We start from the raw sequence: 19,285 nt of genomic DNA, 5'->3' as shown, positions 1-19,285 counted from the left end.
TGGGGCACCCGTTCGGGATGACCGGCGCCCGCATCACCGCCACGCTGCTGAACAACCTGCAGACCCACGACAAGACGTTCGGTCTGGAAACCATGTGCGTCGGCGGCGGGCAGGGCATGGCGATGGTGATCGAGCGGCTGAGCTGAGCCGTTCGGTCCTCGGGTGTGGCCGGGTGTGAATCCTGGGCGGCGGGTGTGAATCCTGGGCTTTGAGCGTGAAGCCTGGGCAGCGACACGCCGGGGCAACCCCACCGTCAGCTCACACTCGACGGCCGAACCGCCCGACAAAGGCAGACGAAAAAACCGGCACGCCTATCGGCGTGCCGGTTTTTGTGCGGCAGAGCTAATCGTTCTGTAGATAACTGAGCAGGCGCAGGATCTCGATGTACAGCCAGACCAGCGTCACGGTCAGGCCCAGGGCGATCCCCCATGCCGCCTTGTCCGGGGCACCGGCGCGCACCATCTGGTCGGCCGCGTCGAAGTCGATCAGGAAGCTGAACGCCGCGATACCGATGCAGACCAGCGAGAAGATGATCGCCAGCGGGCCGCCGCTGCGCAGGCCCAGGCCGGCCCCGTCGCCGACACCGAACAGGGCCAGCACGAAGTTGCCCAGCATCAGGGCCAGCACGCCGAACAGCGCGGCGACCACCATGCGGGTGAACTTGGGAGTGACCCGGATGGCGCCGGTCTTGTAGACCACCAACATGCCGAAGAACACCCCGAAGGTGCCCATCACGGCCTCCCCGATCAGCACCCCGGCGTTGGCGGTGGAGACCGAGAAGTGGGAGAAGACGAACGAAATGGCGCCCAGGAAAAGGCCCTCGAGAACGGCGTAGCTGAGCACGATCGCCGGGCTGTCCTGCTTGCGACCGAAGGTCGCGACCAGCACCAAGCCGAGGCCGCCGAGCGCGCCGATCAAGGTCAGCGGCATCGCGAGGGCGACGTTCGAAACCACCAAGAAGTAGGAGACCACCGCGGAGGCCGCCAGCACGGCCAGCGTGATGCCGGTCTTGGTGACGACGTCGTCGATGGTCAGCGGACGCGAAGCCCTGGTCTCCTGGTACGGAGCCTGGTAGGGAGCCGCATAGGGATCGGCTTGGTAGCCCTGCATCGGGGGCGCGCCAGTGCCAAATTGCGCGTATCCGCCCCTCTGCTTAGGCAGCGAACGAAATACCGGGTTGCTTGTCTCCCGCACCGTCGGATCCTCTCTGATTGGCTTCGAGCTGTGCGAACACAATCTCAACGATCAGCGGCCCACCCTGGTTCCCAGCGGAGCTGGGCATTTTCTGGAGTTCTGGAGCCTTTGAAGGCTTAAGCCGTTGTCGTCGCGTTAAAGATAACCCTTACCCGCGCATACCGGGCCGGTCGTGACGATCTAGATTTCTTCCTCGAGGCTGGACCGGCCTGGACCGGCTCGAGGGAGGCTAGGGCGTGACCGACGGATCCGATGAGGTTCTCACCGAGGTTGACGGAAGCGTCGGCTTGATCACGCTCAACCGCCCCAAGGCGATCAACTCGCTGAATCAGCAGATGGTGGACGCCCTGACCGCCGTCCTCACCGGCTGGGCGGACGACGACGCGGTGCGTGCGGTGGTGCTCTCGGGTGCGGGTGAACGCGGACTGTGCGCCGGCGGCGACGTGGTCTCGATCTATCACAGTGCGCGCAGGGACGGGGTCGAGGCGCGGCGGTTCTGGCGTGACGAATATCTGCTCAACGCCCAGATCGCCGGATTTCCCAAGCCGTACGTCGCGGTGATGGACGGCATCGTGATGGGGGGCGGCGTGGGTGTGAGTGCGCACGCGAACACCCGGGTGGTGACCGACACCTCCAAGATCGCCATGCCCGAGGTGGGCATCGGCTTCATCCCCGACGTCGGCGGGGTGTATCTGCTCTCGCGCGCGCCCGGCGGACTGGGCCTGCACGCCGCGCTGACCGGGGCGCCGTTCTCCGGAGCCGATGCCATCGCCATGGGGTTTGCCGACCACTACCTGCCGCACGGCGACGTCGAAGCGTTTCGTCAGGCGATCGTCGCCGACGGCGTCGACAATGCGCTCGCCAAATACACCGTCGAACCACCATCGAGTGAACTTGCGGCGCAACGTAATTGGATCGACAACTGCTTCGCGGGCAACACGGTCGAGGACATCGTTGCGGCCCTTCGCGGGCACGACGCGGGCCCGGCGAACGAGGCCGCCGACCTGATCGCCACCCGCTCCCCCATCGCGTTGTCGGTGACCCTGGAGGCGGTCCGGCGCGCGGCCAAACTTCAAACGCTGAAAGATGTTCTCGTTCAGGACTATCGGGTGTCGTCGGCGTCGCTGCGCTCACACGACCTGGTGGAGGGCATCCGCGCACAGCTGATCGACAAAGATCGCAATCCGAAGTGGTCGCCGGAGCAGCTGGCCGGCGTCACGGCGGCCGACGTCGAGGCGTATTTCGCCCCGGTCGACGACGACTTGAGTTTCTAGAAAGGCGATTTGGATGACAGACACGACTTCCAAGAACTACGAGACCATCCTCGTCGAGCGCGATCAGCGCGTCGGCATCATCACCCTGAACCGGCCGAAGGCGCTCAACGCGCTGAACACTCAGGTGATGAACGAGGTCACCAGCGCGGCAGCGGATTTCGATGAGGATCCCGGCATCGGGGCCATCGTCATCACCGGCTCGGCCAAGGCGTTCGCCGCCGGCGCCGACATCAAGGAGATGACCGAGCTGACGTTCGCCGACGCCTTTAGCGCCGACTTCTTCGCCCCCTGGGGCAAACTCGCCGCCGTCCGTACCCCGACGATCGCCGCGGTGGCCGGGCACGCGTTGGGTGGGGGCTGCGAGCTGGCCATGATGTGCGATGTGCTGATCGCCGCCGACACAGCGAAATTCGGTCAGCCCGAGATCAAACTCGGTGTGCTGCCCGGCATGGGCGGCTCGCAGCGCCTGACCCGCGCCATCGGCAAGGCGAAGGCGATGGACCTCATCCTGACCGGGCGCACCATCGACGCCGCCGAAGCCGAACGCAGCGGCCTGGTTTCGCGGGTGGTGCCCGCCGACGACCTGCTGACCGAGGCCAAGGCCGTCGCGACCACCATTTCGCAGATGTCGCGCTCGGCCTCCAGGATGGCCAAAGAGGCCGTCAACCGCGCGTTCGAATCCACCCTGACCGAGGGACTTCTCTACGAGCGCCGGCTGTTCCACTCAACTTTCGCGACCGAGGACCAGTCCGAGGGGATGGCGGCCTTCGTCGAGAAGCGCCCGCCGAACTTCACCCACCGCTAGGACGCTTCCATGAGCGAACCGGGTCCCGCGACCAATATCGACGCCGCCGCCTTACCGGCGGACGACACCGAGGAGGCCGCGGAGGCCGCCGCGCTGGCACCGGGGCCCGCACCTCGACCCAGCCGCGCGGCGCCCACCCTGCCATGGACTCAAAAGCCTTGGTGGGTACGACATTACACGTTCACCGGCACCACCGTCGGCCTGATCTTCATCTGGCTTTCGTTGACTCCCTCGCTGCTGCCGCGCGGCCCGTTGTTCCAGGGACTGGTCAGCGGGCTCTCCGGCGCCATCGGCTATGGGCTGGGTGTCTTTTCGGTCTGGTTGGTGCGGTTCATGCGCGAAAAGGACGACAGTCCGCCGCCACCACGCTGGGCATGGAAAGTGCTGATCCCGATCGGCGTGGTGGGCCAGGTCCTCATGGCGATCTGGTTCCACGTGTGGCAGGACGACGTGCGCGACCTGATGGGCGTGGCACATTTGGACTGGTACGACTACCCGCTGTCGGGAGCCTTGTCGCTGGTGGTGCTGTTCACGGTGGTCGAAATAGGCCAGTTCATCCGCTGGTTGGTCCGCTTTCTGGTCGGTCAGGTGGACCGGTTCGTACCGTTTCGCCTCTCGGCGACCATCGTCGTGACCCTGCTGGTCGTGTTGACCATCGCCGTGCTCAACGGCGTGGTGCTCAAGTTCGCCATGCGCACCATGAACAACACCTTCGCCACGACCAACAACGAGATGAACCCCGACAGCGCGCCGCCGAAGACCCCGCTGCGGTCCGGCGGTCCCGAATCGCTGGTGTCGTGGGAATCCCTTGGCCACCAAGGCCGCGTCTTCATCGAAGGCGGCCCCAAGGTCGACGACCTGACCAAGTTCAACGGCGCCGCGGCGGCCGAGCCGATCCGGGCCTACGCCGGGCTGAACTCCGCGGACGGCATCACCGCGACCGCCGAACTCGCCGCGCGCGAGTTGCAGCGCACCGGCGGACTGCGGCGCGCCGTCGTCGCGGTCGCGACCACCACCGGAACCGGCTGGATCAACGAGGCGGAGGCCAGCGCGCTCGAGTACATGTACAACGGCAACACCGCGATCGTCACCATGCAGTATTCGTTCCTGCCGAGCTGGCTGTCATTCCTGGTGGACAAGGAGAACGCCCGGCACGCGGGGCAGGCGCTGTTCGAGGCCGTCGACCGGCTGGTCCGCCAGCTGCCGGAAGGGCAACGCCCCAAGCTGGTCGTGTTCGGTGAAAGCCTCGGCTCGTTCGGTGGCGAGGCGTCGTTCATGAGCCTGAACAACGTGCTCGCCCGCACCGACGGCGCCCTGTTCAGCGGACCGACGTTCCAAAACACCATCTGGACCGATCTGACCTCGACGCGTGACCCCGGGTCCCCCGAGTGGCTGCCGATCTACGACGACGGCCGCAACGTCCGCTTCGTGGCGCGCCCGGGCAACTTGGCGCGCCCCAAGGATCCGTGGGATCACCCGCGGGTGGTCTATCTGCAGCACGCCTCCGATCCGATCGCCTGGTGGACTCCGGACCTGGTGTTCAGCAAGCCCGACTGGCTGCGGGAGCCGCGCGGCTATGACGTGCTGCCCCAGACGCGCTGGATTCCGGTCGTCACATTTCTCCAGGTTTCGGCCGACATGGCCGTGGCGGTGGACGTCCCCGATGGGCACGGTCATCGTTACGTCGCCGGCGTCGCCGATGGCTGGGCCGCGGTGCTGTCACCGCCCGGGTGGACGCCGGAGAAGACGGCCCGGCTGCGGCCGCTGCTGCACTCCAACGGCTAACTAGATCCAGCGGCGAGCGCCGGCACCCGTGTCCGCCAACGCCGGGCCGGTCGAACCGGCGGCCAGCTGGCCCAGCACGCCGGCGCCGGCCAACGCGTGATAGCCGCCGACGACATCGGTGGCGCGGTGCAGGCCGATGTCCAGCAGCGCGGCCGCCGCCAGGCTGGACGTATAGCCCTCCGAGCACACGATCACCCATTCGACGTCATCGCCGGCGGCCTCGGGCAGCTTGGCCTCGCTGGTGGGGTCGCAGCGCCACTCCAGGACGTTGCGTTCGATCACCAGCGCACCGGGCACCTCGCCCTCGCGAAACCGCTGGGCCTGGGGCCGGATGTCGACCAGCACCGCGCCGCGCCGCAGCGCGTCGGGCACTTCGGTGGCCGGCAGGCGGCGATACCGGCGGCGGGCGGATCTCAAGACGACGTCGATGCGGCTCACAGCGATCCTTCCGGCTGGTCGGTCAGTTCGGTGCGTTGCCGGCGCAACGTGTTGCGGTCGGTGACGTCGTAGTACGACATCGCGGTCAGTGGCGGGGAGTAAGCGTGCACGCTCAGGGTCGGCCGCGCCGGCCCGGCGTTTGCGCTCGGCAACCCCGTGACCGGCACCGTGACGGGTCGGGGCGCCCAGACCACGTCGTGTACCCAGCCCAGCGGGAACCCGGCCTGATCGCCCGCGTCGAGCCGACGGCGCCGCAAATCCCTACCGTCCCAACGGTATTCGCTGAGTGAGCCGGACACGACGGTCAACGCGCCCAGCGACCCGCCGTGGTCGTGCAACTCGGTCGGATGGCCGGGCACCCAGCTGATCAGCCAGACGTCGAGTTCCTCGTCGCCGTGGATGCGGGTGAACCAGCGCTGCGACTCGGGGATGCCGCCCTCTGGCAACAGGTGGTCGCAGCGCCCACTGAGCACATCGTCGGCCGCGCGGTCGGTGGCGTGGAGCAGATCAGGCACCCGCAGCCGGGTCGGGCCCGCGGACGGGGAGGGCAGGGCTCGTGGGCGCGGTGCGGTCGCACGGATGACGGGCGCAGCCCCGGCAAGGGACAAAGACATGGGGGGAACTCCAGAGCGAAAAGGATCGGACAGGCGGCGGCGTGTTACGGCCGACAACACTCGCAAAATCCGAAGCGCTCCATCACGGCAGCCAGTGTTGCATACATTGAGACCGTGCGCTGGCGCGGTGGTCGACCCCGGCGGCGGGGCGCGGTGGTTGCCGCGGCCCCCGCGGTGCGCATCGCGGCGGGCATCGTGACCGGGATTGTGATGACCGCCACGGGCTGCTCGGACGGCGCCCACAACGGCGCGCCGGCGTCCTCGACGCGGGTCCCCGGCGCCCCGGGTTCGGCGCCCGCGGGCGCCGTCGGCATCTCCCCCGGCGGCGTGACGACCAGGGTCGATGTCCCCGCGCATTCGACCGAGGAGGAGTATTACCAGGCCTGTCACGCCGCAAAAGTGTGGATGGACGGCCAGCCCAGGACCGGTGCGTCGCTGTTCGAGCCGTATTTGGCGATGCTTCAGGCGTCGCCGTCGGGCACCGCGGGCAGCTGGAACACCCCCTGGCCGACGCTGACCCCGGCCCGGCAGGCGGCCGTGATCGTCGCCGCGCGGGCGGCCGCCGACAACGAATGCGGGTAGCGCCGCGAGCGGGCTGCCCGCCGCGGCGCAATTCGGATCACGGCTGAAAAAAAGTCCCCGCGCGGCCCGTCGACGGGGCTCCGCCGACCCCGCCGCCCCCGCGCCGCGCAAAATGGTGGGGTGCCTGACGAACTTCCGCGTCGATCAGCACCGACTCGGGTGGCACTCGCGCTCGGCAGCGGTGGCGCCCGCGGCTACGCCCACGTCGGGGTGATCGAGGCGCTGCGAGCACGCGGCTATGAGGTCGTCGGCGTCTCCGGCTCCTCGATGGGCGCGCTGGTCGGCGGCCTGCACGCGGCCGGACGGCTCGACGAGTTCTCCGAGTGGGCGAGGTCGCTGACCCAGCGCACCATTCTGCGGCTGCTGGACCCGTCCATCAGCGCGGCCGGCGTGATGCGGGCCGGGAAGATCCTGGACGCGGTGCGCGACATTCTGGGTCCGGTGGCCATCGAAGAACTGCGAATCCCCTACACCGCGGTGGCGACCGACCTGTTGGCGGGCAAGTCTGTGTGGTTTCAGCGCGGCCCCCTCGACGAGGCGATCCGCGCGTCGATCGCCATCCCGGGCGTGATCGCGCCGCACGCGGTCGACGGGCGGCTACTCGCCGACGGCGGCATCCTCGATCCGCTGCCGATGGCCCCGCTCTCGGCCGTCAACGCCGACCTGACCATCGCGGTGAGCCTGTCCGGCAGTGAGACGATCACCCACCGCGAAGCAGAGCCGGGAGCCACCGTCGAGTGGTTGACCCGCATGGTGCGCAGCACCTCCGCGCTGCTCGACACGGCCGCCGTCCGCTCGCTGCTCGATCGGCCGACCGCCCGGGCGGTGCTGAGCAGACTGGGCGGGCCTGGCGGCGAGTCGGACGACTGGCCGGACGGTCCCGATGAGGCGCAGCCCGCGGTCGAGGCTGACGCCGGTGAGCTGCCCGGCGCGGTGTCCGGGGTGCCGAAGTTGGGCAGCTTCGAGGTGATGAACCGGACGATCGACATCGCGCAGGCGGCGTTGGCGCGCCATTCGCTGGCGGTCTACCCGCCCGACCTGCTCATCGAGGTTCCGCGCTCGACGTGCCGGGCGCTGGAATTTCACCGGGCGGCAGAGGTGATCGCCACCGGCCGTGCGCTCGCCGACGATGCCCTGGACTCTCTGGAAGCCGGGCGCGACGATGCCGCCCCGCCCGCCATCGAACGCTGAAACGACCTGTGCGACAAGCGAACCCGTCACTCACCGAGGAACCGGGCGATGGTCGCGGCTTCGCGGCGACCCTGTTCGCGTCCGGCCAGGGCCGAGGGGATCCGGCAGCCCGGATCCAATGGGTTGGGTCCGAAGGCGGCCAGCGAGTCGCCGTCGGCGAAGACCGCGAACGCGGCGCCGGCGAATGATGACACCTCGGCGGCCGGCCCGGCACCGAACGGCGATGGCGCGTCGACGCCCGAGGGCACCAGCACCACCGCCCGATCACAGTCGGCGGCCACCACGAGGTTGACCGAGCTGGCGATCCCGCCGTCCATGTAGTGGCGGCCCGCGATCGTCACCGGTGGCCACGCGCCCGGCACGGCGCAGCTCGCCGCGACGGCGTCGACGAGGTCGACGCCGGACTCGCGGTCGAAGACGGTCAGTTCTCCGGTGGCGACGTCGATGGCGGTCAGCCGCAGCGTCCGGTCGGGCCAGTCGTGCGACGGCAGGCGCTGCGCGATCACCTGGCGGCGCACCGGCGCGGGGACGGTCTTGGTCGCCAGCGCCACGGCCCCGATCCGCTGCATTTGTTGGCGGGTCTTGTCGCGCGGCTCCTCGTACGGGGCACCCAGGGCCGTCAAGAACAGTTCGGTGATGGCGTCGACGTCGACACCGGAATCGATTTCGGCCGACGACTCGGCGACTTGCCGGTCGAACAGCTCGTCGAGGGTGTTGCCGCTGCTCAGTTGCGCGGCGACCGCCGAGCCCGCCGAGGTCCCGACCAGCACATCCGACTCGACCAACAACCGGGCCGTCGCCGGCGACTCGTCGGCGATGCCACGCAGAACACCTGTCTCCCAGGCGATTCCCGCTATCCCCCCACCGGCTAGCACCAGGGCGCGTTTGTTCGTCACGTTCACCAACTCTGCCAAACGGCGTCAGACCGGCCTCCGGGTGCTCGGCAACGCGTGTTGCGAATCCTCCACCGGGGTGCTCAGATCCTCGCGGCGCAGCAGGTGTTTGGGCGGGTGGGGCAGCACCAGGCTGCGGGTGACGCGCAGCCCGGCATCGACGTGAACCAGCTCGCCCGGCTCGAGAAGACGCCAGCGCGGGTCGCCGTCCATGCGTTCGGTGGCGAACACCGCCGACGGCCGGGCGCACAGCTGTTCTGATCGCGCGTGAATTCGCATGGTGTGCAAGTCGAATTCGCGTTCTCCGGACGCCGCATCGTCGGATCGATCCAAGATGTAGAGCTCGTGGGTCTGCGGGTAACGCAGCGCCCACATGTCGCTGGCCGTGCTCAGCAGCACGTTGACCGCGTAGATCGGAACGTGGTCGGCGAGCCATCGCATGGCGTCGACGAGGCCCGCGGTGATGTCGCCGTCGCGGGCCCGGATCGAGCCGGTGATCAACGCGAACACTCGCTCGGAGTCGGTGTCACCCAACACCAGGTCGGCGGTGCCGACCTCGCGCAGCCGCTGGTCGATGACGTCCAGGCCTTCGAGGACGCCGTTGTGCGCGAACATCCGGCCGTCCTGCAGAAACGGGTGGGTGTTGCGGATGTCGAGCGATCCCGTGGTCGCGTAGCGAACATGGGCGATGACCGTCGTGCCGGTCATTCGATGCGCTTCGGTCGCGAATGTGGCGTCCCGCCAGGCGGCTATGGGCTCCTTGTACAGGTGCGGTTGTCCGCGTTCGTCGAAGATGCCCAGGCCGGTGCCGTCGGGATTTCTCCTGCTCTGTTCGGACAGGCTGTCCGGCGCGTCCAGCAGCCAAAAGGTCGCGGTGCACGCGTGCGTCCCGGCGTGCAGGCCAAAGAGTCGGCACATGGCTTCCCACGGTAATGGTCCGGGGGCTCAGCTCCTCGGCGGACACCGTCCGCGAGCATCCTTCAGTCGCGCGCCTCGATCACCCGGTAACCGTCTTCGGCGTAGCGGGACCGGATGGCTTTCTTGTCGTACTTGCCGACGCTGGTGCGCGGAATCTCTTCGACGAACGTCCACCGCTCGGGCAGCCACCATCGAACGACCTTGTCCGCCAAGAACGTTCGCAGCCGCTCCGCCGTGACCGACGCGCCCTCTTTGGCCACCACCACCGCGAGGGGCCGTTCGTCCCAACGCTCGTCGGGAACGCCGACCACCGCGGCCTCGACCACATCGGGGTGGCCGATCAGGGCGTTCTCCAGCTCGACCGAGGAGACCCATTCCCCACCGGATTTGATGACGTCTTTGGCCCGATCGGTCAGGGTGACGTAACCGCGCCCGTCGATGCGGCCCACGTCGCCGGTGCGCAGCCAGCCGGAGTCGAACTTCGATTCGTCGCGCCCCAGGTAGTAGGCGCCGGCGATCCAGGGGCCGCGGACCTCGACCTCCCCCACGGCGTTGCCGTCGTTGGGCAGCACCTGGCCGTCGTCGTCGACGATCCGCATCTCCACCCCGCAGACCGGTTGACCCTGGGTCCCGCGGAACGCCCAGTGCTGGTCCGCTGGAGTTCCGGGCGGCGGCCAGGCCATGGTTGCCAGCGGCGAGGTCTCCGTCATGCCCCACAACTGCCGGATCTGCACGTCGTGCTTTTCCTCGAAGGTGCGCATCAGCGACACCGGAACGGCCGAGCCGCCGCAGACCACCAGCCGCAGCGACGACATGTCGTGGTCGGGCTCGTCCTCGAGGTGGTGCCCGACGGCGTTCCAGATCGTCGGCACCGCGCCGGTCACGGTGGGCCGCAGGTCTTCGATCATCCCGACCAGCGACCGGGGGTCGAGGTGGCGATCCGGCAGCATCAAGTCGGCGCCGGCCATCAGCGCCGCGTACGGCAGCCCCCAGGCGTTGGCGTGAAACATCGGCACGATCGGCAGCACGCTGTCGGTGGCACCGACACCAATTCCGTTGGTGGTACACGCGGCCATGGTGTGCAGGTAACTCGAACGGTGGCTGTAGACCACGCCTTTCGGGTTGCCGGTGGTGCCGCTCGTGTAGCACATCGCGGCGGCGGAGTTCTCGTCGATGTGCGGCCAGTCGAATTCGGTCGACTCGCCGGCGATGACGTCGGCGTAGTTCACCACGGTCTTGCCCGATTTTTGCAGCGGAGCGGTGTCGCCCTCGCCGACCGCGATCACGGTGTGCACGGTCTCGAGGCCGGGCAGCACCGGGCCGAGCAGTTTGATCAGCGAGGCGTCGACCAGCACCACCTGGTCTTCGGCTTCGTTGGCGACATAGGCGATCTGTTCGGGGAACAGCCGGATGTTGAGGGTGTGCAGAACGGCGCCCATCGACGGGACCGCCAGGTAGGCGGCCAGGTGCTCGGTGTTGTTCCACATGAATGTCGCCACCCGCTGGTCACCGGTGACCCCGAGCCGGCGCAATCCATTCGCCAGTTGGGCGGCCTGACAGCCCAGTTCCCGATAGGTGGTCGTGCGGTAGCCCTCCCCGGTGGCGGCGGTGACCGTGCGGTCCCCGTGGACACCGCAGCCGTGGCGCATGATCGCGGTGATGGTCAACGGATAGTCCTGCATCGTGCCGTCCATCGATGTACCGCCTTGTTCTCCGCGCGGCACTGCCTGTGCCAATCCGCGAAATGCGGTGCCCGCATCCCGGGCCGACGGTGATAGGCCGCCGACCGCTTCCCACCCTAAGCCCGAATTCGGCGATCGTGACAGACATCGTCAGGGCTGACGATGGAGGACGTGGATCCCGTTCGGCCGGCACGGCTTTGGAGCAGCACGATTTTGGCTCTTCCGTTGAGTGTGCATCCTGGGAGGTTTCCGACGCCCACTTCCGTTGAGTGTGCGCACTGGGATTTGAATGTGAACGCTGGGCGGCGACACGACAATCCCCGCCGAGGATTCACACTCAAGGGCGAGGATTCACACTCCGGGCGCCACCCCGCGCCGCTCCGCGCCGCGCCGTTCGGTGTCGAGCCGCTCAGGCCAACGCCGGCTCCCACTGCGGCACATCGAACAGCCAGCCGCCGGCCGGCACGTCCCCGTGATCCGCAGCGCCGCTGTGCGGCGCCGGTACCGAGGCAATCCGCGCCGCGGTGACCACACCGGAATAGTCGGCGACAAAGAGGTGGCTGCCGTCGGGGCTTTCCAGCACGCAGGACGGGTCCTCAGATACCGTGACCTCGCCGACGACGTCCTGCATCCGGGTCCCGAGCACCGTGACGCGGTCGGCGCCGACCAGGTAGGCGCGCTCGCCGTCGCGGCTGAGCGCCATGCGCGTCAACGGCCCGGTGATCTCGTCGATCTTGCGCGTCTTGACGATTTTGTTGGCCCGGATGTCGATGACGTCCAGCACCGAGCCCACCACCGGACCGTAACTTGCCACATACGCCGTGCCGCCGTCGTCGCTCAGCGCCACGTCGCGGATGGGCAACCCGAGCTCGATGGTGCCGACGATCCGCGAACGGCCACCGACCCTGCCACCGTCGGAGCGGGTGCGGGTCTCCACGACGGCGAGGCTGCCGCCGTTCGGCCCGTTGACGCCGACGTACAGGCGGCGCCCGTCGGCGCTGGCCCGTACGCATGCGGTGGTCGTGCCGGGCGCGGTGGACAGTTCGACCACCTCGAGTTCGCCCGTGGTGGTGTCCAGGACCGTCACGTCGGCGCCGCGAACGGCATTTCTGCTGGCGTAGAGGTACCTCCCGTCGCGGCTCACCGACAGGTCGCTCACGCTGTGCGCGAGCCGATGCGTGGCGATCCGCCAGTTCGTGACGACGTCGACGACTTCGATGGCGTCATAGGCGGCGGTGGCGGTGCTGACGTAGGCGTAGTTCGCGTCCGCGCCGCTCATGGCGACGGTGGACGGCTCGCTGAGGCCGGCGACGATGTTCGAGACACGAAGGGTGTGGGCGTCGATGACCGATACCGCGTTGCGGCCGTAGTTCGTCACGAGCAGCCGGCGCCCGTCGGCGCTGATGTCCATGTCGCTGATCGGACCGTTGTGCACCGGGACGCGAACCACCGCGGTGTCGTCGACCTCGAAGCCGGCCGCCTTATGGTCGTATGCATCACTCACGCTGGTACCGCCTTTGCTGTGTTCGTCGGCCCGGGGCCAAAGTGAGGACGTCGCACGCACGCGACTATCTGGCCGCCGGATCCACCGGCCTTCAGCACCGAAAGGCGCTGACGAGACTGGTTTTCGTAGTCTACTGACCGAAATTCGCCTCAAAGCAGTTCAAAAATGCCCGACGTTAGCTACGTCACTCCACGCACTCAGGTTCTGCTCAGACTTCCAATCACGCTGTATCGCAGTCGCTTACCCGTAGCGAAACCGTTGCAAACCCTCTTCCGGCGGGTTTTGCCTGCGCCGCTAACGATCCGCGTTTGCGCTCTACCGATGCGTTAGTAAGGAAATCTCAGGATTTGCCGGCGACGAGGCGAATATCACACCGCCAGGGTTTGGTCGTCGACGCTAGCTGAACTGCGTCTGCGGCCGCGTCAACCTGGCCCCGTCGACGACGATGTCGAGTTTTTCGTTGTAGAAGGCGATCAGACCGGCGATCTGGGCGACGGCAGTCACCGGATAGTGGTAGGTCCACGCCAGGTCTTCGTGCACGGCGTCACCCAAACGCACCGACCAATAGCCTGACGTCGTTCCCTTGTAGGGGCACAACGTCTGCGTGCTGCTGGGTTGCAGATGCGCGAAGTCGACATCGGTTGGATCGATGTAATACCTTGTGGGCAAGCCTGTCTCGAATAGCAGAACCGGGGAGTTGGTGTGCGCCAGGGTGATTCCGTCAAGCTCGACCCAGATGTGCCGGTGCGAGCGCAGAGCGTCGACGCGCGCATAGGGGTTGCGCGGGTGACCGTAGATCGGCTCGTCTTCTTCGAACCAGCGCAACGGATTCCATTCGAACCGCACGGTACCGGCCAGTGGGCCGTCGCCGTCGGCGTCGAAGACCCGCGCGGCGGACTCATGTGTCTGGCCGGCACCCACCAGGGAGTGCAGCCGTGACGGGCCGAACTGCACTGTCTGGGCGTGGTTTTCGTCGCGCAGGAATTCGGTACGGACATCGGCCAGCGGAATGTAGTACTGCGGGTAGTAAGGGACTTCCCACACGTATCGGGCGGCGGTGGTGTCAAAGACCAGCGCGTCGCCGAGATAACCGCGGACACGCCGGGGCGCGGGTTCGATCCTGCCCCGCGCGGCGGCCATTTGTGGATAGTCAGTCATCGTCGGCCTACTGGTCCTTGGAGGGGCCACCGCGCGCGGCACGGCCTGGTGGGAGGTTCATCGCGACTCCTTTTCGCCGGTTCAGTGTCGCTTGTCGCGCACCTTATAGGTCGACGGCCACGACTTTCGGGACTCGTCTCCGGTCAACGGGGTTCCCATCCCGCCGACTTTGACGGCGTAGGCCTCCTTACCCGGGCCCGCCTCCCGGTTGGCGTGTTCCTGGGCGAGGAAGTACAGCTCATCGATGGTGGCCTCGTCGTAGGCGACGAACGAGGTTTCCCGCGCCACGTCGTCGATACCGACCAGCATCCGGTCGGGCAGCAAGCGCGACGCCACCGCGGCCAGACCCAGCAGCCCGAAGGGAATGATCCAGTAGCAGAGGAACGACAGCGGGGTCTTGGTGTCCAGGATCAACGCGGCGGTCGTCCCCGCGGGCCCGGCGGGGTGTTGCACGATCGACGGGATCGCCGACGACACCGTCATCGCGGCGAACGTCGCGACCCATATCCAGCCGAGCGTCGTGACGATCCGGCCGAACAGCTCGGTCTTGACAACGTCGGGAGGCTGTTCCGCCGCGGCGAACTCGGCCACGAACGGCTTGCCGACCAGCATCCCGACCAGCGTCGCCAGGAAGATCCCGGCGTTGCTCAGCGTCAGGATCCAGCGCTCGAGGAACGGCTGGCTCAGCGTGAAGGTCAGCACGGCGAGGATCAAAAGCACTGCGACGGAAGCGAAATCAAAGAGCTGCCATCGCCGGCCCGCCACACCTGCCAGGCCCAGGCTGGTGGCGGCGACCGCCAGCGCGACCAGCACGGCGGCAGCAAAAGGAACGTTACCGACAAGGACCCAATACACAATCCACGGCGCGAGACCGAACAGCATGCCCATGCTGGGTCAGTGTATGAGTGGGCGTTTGCGGTGCTGTCGGCGGCAGGCCCAAAGTGTTGGTCCGGTGGTAAATCTCATCCCGCAACCGATCTCAGCGGCTAACCCGACGACCTCGTGTTCAGCGCCATCGCCAGAAAGTCGAGACGCCACAGCGCCTGGAACAGCTGGCGCCCGAACTCCTGCGCGCGCCCCCTGTCTTCCCGGCTGCCCTCGGCCACGGAGTCGACGATCTCTGCGATTGTGCGCCGGCCGTCGACGCGCTGGACAAAGGGCAGCTGGGCTGGGGTGAGCGTCAGCTTGGCGCCGGGCAGGTGAATCTCGTCGCCGGACAACAGGCATGCCGTGCGCGGCAGCGGAACGTAATCGAGGCAGGACGGCGTCGAGAAATCGATCGCATAGTCCTCTTTCGGGCGTTCGCGGCGGCAGGCGATGAAGAAGTGGGTGGCATTGGCCGGCTGCAGACGTTCCATCACCGACCACAGCGTCGTGTCCGGCAACTGGTTCAGGACCGCCTGGAACGGGCCCGCCGGCGCGGCGAAGGCGTCGTGCGGGTAGTACGGCGAGTTGCGAAGCCATCCCTGGAACGCGAGTCCGGCGGCGCCGACCAGATCCAGACATTCCTGAACGGTGTAGCTGCGTTGTCGGGCGTGCAGAAAGGTGTCGACCAGCGCGCCGTCGGACAGCAGATCACGCGCGCCCCGCAGATAGGGGCGGACGGGATGGTCAGCCGGCAGCGCCGCAACCGCCTCCTTGACCAGCTGCACCGACGCGTCGTCCTGCGACAGCCCGAGGTCGCGAAACGCCGATTCGAGCAGCTCGACGCCGAACCGGCCGTACTTGGCGTAGAGCATGACGCCCAGCGCCCCGTCGTGCCGCAGGCACCCACCGAGCGCTGTCAGCCCGGTCAAGGGGTCGGCCATATGGTGTAAGACGCCGGTGGAGACGACGAGGTCGAAGTCGCTGGACAGCGCCGACACCTCTTCGATGGCGAGCAGATGCAGTTCCAGGTTGGTCAGCTGGTGCTTGTCTTTCAGATACTGCTGGCGATCCAGCGCGGACCGGCTGACGTCGATCGCGACCACCTTGGCGGCGCGGTTCATGAAGGCGAAAACGGCCGCCTGGAAGGTGCCGCAGCCCGCGATGAGGATGTCGAGGTCCGGCCTGTATGCGCGGTTCGGCCACAGCACCCGGTGCGCCCAGAAGGGATCGAACCAGTCCCAGTGGTTTCTGGTCCACGGCTCGAGATCGGTTACCGGGGGCGGATATTCCCAGCGATCGTATTGGCGGGAGACGCCGTCAGCCCGCGGATCCTCGGACACCTTCGCGCTGGCTCCTTCGCGGTGGCAGATCGCACAACGGTCGCGACCAACTTACTGCGCCGGGCACGCTTCGGCCGTCCTGAAGCCGTGCCGAGTGCCGAAGTGCTTCCGGGCTGGCCTAGCTCCGTGCCCCCAGTCGGACTCGAACCGACACTTGACGGATTTTAAGTCCGCTGCCTCTGCCAATTGGGCTATGGGGGCCCGGCGGCGAATCTAGCGCGTGAAACCCGAACGCGCGGCATCGCCTCCCGCCCGAAATTAGCCAGACGCCCAACATGCGGCCCCGGTGCACGTCCACTAGTATCCGCGCGCCGCGCGCGATTCCTCCCCTTCGGCGCCCGCGTTCAGATGACGTCCGGATGTCGGCCGACAGGGTCTTGTTAAAACTGCCGCCCTTGTCGTTAAGAAGCCGTAAACGACTGTAACCCCAGCTCATTGGGTGGGGAACGTGGAGTTGTGGGTCGCTAGCGTTACGCCAACGCACAGCGGTCGTTACGTGAACACACAGCGATCCACACCGGGGTCGGCTCGTTCAACATAGGAGCAACAGATGTCGTTTCTGACAACACAGACCGAAGAAATGTTAGCCGCGGAGACGTTGCTGTCAGGAATCAACAGTAATCTGGCAGCGCAAAACGCGGGCGCTGCGTCGGCGACGACGGTCATCGCTCCCGCCGCCGCCGACCCGGTATCGGCCCAGCAGGCGGCGGTCTTCTCGGCGTACGGGACCCAGTACCAGGCGATCGCCGCCGAGGCGCAGGCGCTGCTGGAACAGTATTCGCAAACCCTGGGCATCAGCTCCACCAGCTACGGCGACACCGAGGCCGTCAACGCGAGCCAGGCCGCACTCGCGAGCGCCGCGTCTCCCGCCGTCGCTGCCGCTGCCGCGCCGTCAAACACTCCGCTCGACTACCTTTCGTGGCTCCTCGGTAGCACCGGCAACGGCACCAACCCGAACATGCTTGGCGGGATATTCGGCCTGTCGAGTAACGGCGCGAACATCGGCAACATCGGTGTTGGGAACTGGGCATCCGCCGGTTCCGACCTGCTCGGCCTGGCCAGTGGCGGCTTACTGGACACGTCCGGCGACGCCGCCGGTGCGGCCGCCGCGGCGGACCTGGCCACCGATACCGCCCCGGTCGGCGTCGGTGTCGGTGGCGTGACGGGCATGGGCGCGATGCCGGCGGCCGCGATGGGCCAAGCAACCATGGTCAACAAGCTCTCGGTGCCGCCGAGTTGGGCGGGCTCCACCCCGGTGGTGGGGTCGAGCGCCGCGCCGCTGCAGACGGTCGGCTGGACCGCCGCCGCGCCGCAGGCCGGTACCGGAACGGTGGTGCCGGGCATGCCCGGAGTGGGTGCGATGGGGCGCAACGGCGCCGGCTTCGGCGCGCCGCGTTACGGCGTCAAGCCGATCGTCATGCCGAAACCGACGGCCGTCTAGGCCGTCACGGTCACCCGGATAGACGTCGAATTCGAACAGAGAGAGGGAGCGGAGTACACAAATGGTGCTTGAATTTTCAGCGATCCCCCCGGAGATCACCTCTTCGCTCATGTACGCGGGCGCGGGCTCCGCTCCGTTCATGGCCGCCGCGGCGGCATACGCCAACCTGGCCGCCGAGGTCAGCGCCACGGCCACCCAGTGGGAGTCGATCATCTCGTTGCTGACCACCGAGCAGTGGACCGGTGGTGGGTCGGCAGCGGCGGCCGCCGCGGCCCAGCCCATCGTGTCCTATCTGACCGAGACGGCGGCGACACTCGAGCAGACCAGCGCTCAGGCCACCGCGTCGGCGGCTGCCTACGAGGCGGCGTTTGCGGCGACGGTGCCCCCACCGATGATCGCGGCCAATCGGACGTTGCTGGCGACCCTCGTCGCGACGAACTTCCTGGGCGTGAACTCGGCCGCGATCGCCGCGACCGAAGCGCAGTACGCCGAGATGTGGGTCCAAGACGCCACCATGATGGCCACCTATCAGGCCGCCTCGATGGCGGCCGGCGTCCTTACCCCGGTGACGCCACTGACGTCGACCACCAACCCGGCGACCGCCGCGTCCGTGGACAGCGCCGCGCTCGCCGCGGACTCGACGGGCGGCACGGTCCAGGCGTTGGCAGCTCCCATCTCCAATGCGGCGCCCTTGGCCGCCCCCACCCTCCCCTTTACGACCAACGGCCTTCTGTCGTCGGTCGACAACTTCCTCGGCACGCCGTCCGTCTTCAATGCCATCAACGGCGGGGTGAACACGGGGGCGTGGTTCACCATGAACGCCATCCCGAACGCGGTGTCGTTGGGGAAGACCCTTGGGACGGTGCCGGGGATTCCGTTCTCGCTGACCGACTCTGTTGCACCGGCGGCCGGCGGCGCCATCACGCCCGGCACCATGGTGGGCTCGGTGTCGGGCGCGGGCGCGTCGGCGGCCCTCGGCGAGGCCTCCGCGGTCGGCGGTCTGTCGGTGCCGGCCGGCTGGAATGCGGCCGCCCCGGCGTCATTGGCTTCGTCCGCCGCCCCGCTCGAGGGCTCGGGTTGGACGGCCGCGGCCGAGGCCGAACCTGTCACCGCGATGCCCGGCATGCCGGGAGCGGCCGCGGCCGCCAAGGGCGCCGGCGCCTACGGCACCGGACCCCGGTACGGCTTCAAGCCGATCGTCATGCCCAAGCAAGTTGTCGTCTGACAGGGGACCGCAGATACGGGAAATAAGGGGGTACACGTCGCCCGTGTGAGGCGAGCAATTAATCGGCAGGCCGTAATCTATTCATGACGCGGCCACCACCTCATCAAGTACAACTGTTAAGACTTCGGCCAACTGCAGCTTCAAGATAGGAGACAGCCGACATGGCAACACGTTTTATGACCGACCCGCACGAGATGCGGGCGATGGCGGGCCGTTTCGAGGTGCACGCCCAAACCGTCGAGGACGAGGCCCGCAAGATGTGGGCGTCGTCGATGAACATCGCCGGCGCGGGCTGGAGCGGCCAGGCGCAGGCGACGTCCTACGACACCATGGGTCAGGTCAACCAGGCCTTCCGCAACATCGTCAACATGCTC

General features: G+C 67.7%; 18 protein-coding genes, 1 tRNA gene and 1 pseudogene. 9 read left to right on the top strand and 11 right to left on the bottom strand.

Features of this window, described 5'->3' with window-relative positions; all coding sequences use genetic code 11:
* A pseudogene (locus tag Q0W90_RS15175) lies at positions 1-146 on the top strand (acetyl-CoA C-acyltransferase); the annotation flags it as partial.
* Positions 147-342: 196 nt separating this feature from the next.
* On the opposite strand, the gene Q0W90_RS15170 reads toward Q0W90_RS15175, so the two are convergent.
* Complete coding sequence (locus Q0W90_RS15170; RefSeq protein ID WP_297595167.1) at positions 343-1,194, bottom strand: Bax inhibitor-1/YccA family protein; 852 nt, start codon at positions 1,192-1,194, stop codon at positions 343-345.
* Between the two features lie 236 nt (positions 1,195-1,430).
* On the opposite strand from Q0W90_RS15170, the gene Q0W90_RS15165 reads away from it, so the two are divergent.
* From Q0W90_RS15165 to Q0W90_RS15155, 3 genes are read left to right on the top strand one after another with little or no spacing between them, the layout of a single operon-like run.
* On the top strand, positions 1,431-2,468 hold the full coding sequence (locus Q0W90_RS15165) for an enoyl-CoA hydratase/isomerase family protein (RefSeq protein WP_297595168.1): 1,038 nt from the start codon (positions 1,431-1,433) through the stop codon (positions 2,466-2,468).
* A gap of 13 nt (positions 2,469-2,481) precedes the next feature.
* On the top strand, positions 2,482-3,273 hold the full coding sequence (locus Q0W90_RS15160) for an enoyl-CoA hydratase (protein ID WP_297775044.1): 792 nt from the start codon (positions 2,482-2,484) through the stop codon (positions 3,271-3,273).
* Positions 3,274-3,282: 9 nt separating this feature from the next.
* Positions 3,283-5,058: an alpha/beta-hydrolase family protein gene (locus Q0W90_RS15155; protein WP_297595171.1), complete on the top strand. Its 1,776-nt coding sequence runs from the start codon at positions 3,283-3,285 to the stop codon at positions 5,056-5,058.
* Here Q0W90_RS15155 and Q0W90_RS15150 read toward each other — a convergent pair whose 3' ends face one another.
* On the bottom strand, positions 5,059-5,496 hold the full coding sequence (locus Q0W90_RS15150; RefSeq protein ID WP_297595173.1) for a rhodanese-like domain-containing protein: 438 nt from the start codon (positions 5,494-5,496) through the stop codon (positions 5,059-5,061). It lies immediately after the preceding gene.
* Complete coding sequence (locus tag Q0W90_RS15145) at positions 5,493-6,110, bottom strand: cysteine dioxygenase family protein (protein ID WP_297775043.1); 618 nt, start codon at positions 6,108-6,110, stop codon at positions 5,493-5,495. The genes Q0W90_RS15150 and Q0W90_RS15145 overlap by 4 nt, the downstream gene beginning before the upstream one ends.
* Before the next feature lie 210 nt (positions 6,111-6,320).
* Between Q0W90_RS15145 and Q0W90_RS15140 the strand changes: the two genes are divergently transcribed.
* Positions 6,321-6,692 (top strand): lipoprotein LpqV, encoded by a 372-nt coding sequence (locus Q0W90_RS15140; protein WP_297700008.1) that lies wholly within the window; start codon positions 6,321-6,323, stop codon positions 6,690-6,692.
* A gap of 120 nt (positions 6,693-6,812) precedes the next feature.
* Positions 6,813-7,883: a patatin-like phospholipase family protein gene (locus Q0W90_RS15135; protein ID WP_297700002.1), complete on the top strand. Its 1,071-nt coding sequence runs from the start codon at positions 6,813-6,815 to the stop codon at positions 7,881-7,883.
* 26 nt (positions 7,884-7,909) lie between these two features.
* On the opposite strand, the gene Q0W90_RS15130 is transcribed toward Q0W90_RS15135, so the two are convergent.
* From Q0W90_RS15130 to Q0W90_RS15095, 8 genes are all read right to left on the bottom strand, one after another.
* Entirely contained in the window at positions 7,910-8,779 is an 870-nt protein-coding gene (locus tag Q0W90_RS15130; RefSeq protein ID WP_297700000.1) for a patatin-like phospholipase family protein, read from the bottom strand.
* Positions 8,780-8,803: 24 nt separating this feature from the next.
* Positions 8,804-9,694 carry a class II glutamine amidotransferase gene (locus Q0W90_RS15125; protein ID WP_297595177.1) on the bottom strand — a complete coding sequence of 297 codons (891 nt, stop codon included), beginning with the start codon at positions 9,692-9,694 and terminating at the stop codon, positions 8,804-8,806.
* Between the two features lie 62 nt (positions 9,695-9,756).
* On the bottom strand, positions 9,757-11,388 hold the full coding sequence (locus Q0W90_RS15120; RefSeq protein ID WP_297775042.1) for a fatty acid--CoA ligase: 1,632 nt from the start codon (positions 11,386-11,388) through the stop codon (positions 9,757-9,759).
* A gap of 397 nt (positions 11,389-11,785) precedes the next feature.
* Positions 11,786-12,880, bottom strand: a complete 1,095-nt coding sequence (locus Q0W90_RS15115) for a YncE family protein (RefSeq protein ID WP_297595180.1) — start codon at positions 12,878-12,880, stop codon at positions 11,786-11,788.
* A gap of 396 nt (positions 12,881-13,276) precedes the next feature.
* Positions 13,277-14,038, bottom strand: coding sequence for a DUF427 domain-containing protein (locus tag Q0W90_RS15110; RefSeq protein ID WP_297699996.1), 762 nt, complete (start codon positions 14,036-14,038; stop codon positions 13,277-13,279).
* Positions 14,039-14,119: 81 nt separating this feature from the next.
* Positions 14,120-14,926 (bottom strand): hypothetical protein, encoded by an 807-nt coding sequence (locus Q0W90_RS15105; protein ID WP_297775041.1) that lies wholly within the window; start codon positions 14,924-14,926, stop codon positions 14,120-14,122.
* Positions 14,927-15,024: 98 nt separating this feature from the next.
* The gene (locus tag Q0W90_RS15100) at positions 15,025-16,245 is read right to left on the bottom strand and encodes a class I SAM-dependent methyltransferase (RefSeq protein ID WP_297775040.1); all 1,221 of its coding nucleotides are present in this window, start codon (positions 16,243-16,245) and stop codon (positions 15,025-15,027) included.
* Positions 16,246-16,372: 127 nt separating this feature from the next.
* Positions 16,373-16,446, bottom strand: a tRNA-Leu gene (locus tag Q0W90_RS15095).
* Between the two features lie 349 nt (positions 16,447-16,795).
* On the opposite strand from Q0W90_RS15095, the gene Q0W90_RS15090 reads away from it, so the two are divergent.
* From Q0W90_RS15090 to Q0W90_RS15080, 3 genes are all read left to right on the top strand, one after another.
* On the top strand, positions 16,796-17,686 hold the full coding sequence (locus tag Q0W90_RS15090; RefSeq protein WP_297775038.1) for a PE domain-containing protein: 891 nt from the start codon (positions 16,796-16,798) through the stop codon (positions 17,684-17,686).
* 61 nt (positions 17,687-17,747) lie between these two features.
* On the top strand, positions 17,748-18,911 hold the full coding sequence (locus tag Q0W90_RS15085) for a PPE family protein (RefSeq protein ID WP_297595185.1): 1,164 nt from the start codon (positions 17,748-17,750) through the stop codon (positions 18,909-18,911).
* Between the two features lie 161 nt (positions 18,912-19,072).
* Positions 19,073-19,285 (top strand): WXG100 family type VII secretion target (locus Q0W90_RS15080; RefSeq protein ID WP_297775036.1); only part of this gene is annotated, 213 nt, incomplete at its 3' end.

Source organism: Mycobacterium sp. (assembly GCF_025933915.1).
Classification (GTDB): Bacteria; Actinomycetota; Actinomycetes; order Mycobacteriales; family Mycobacteriaceae; genus Mycobacterium.
Note: the sequence above shows the minus strand (reverse complement) of the source record. Positions and strands in the feature narration are given on the sequence as shown.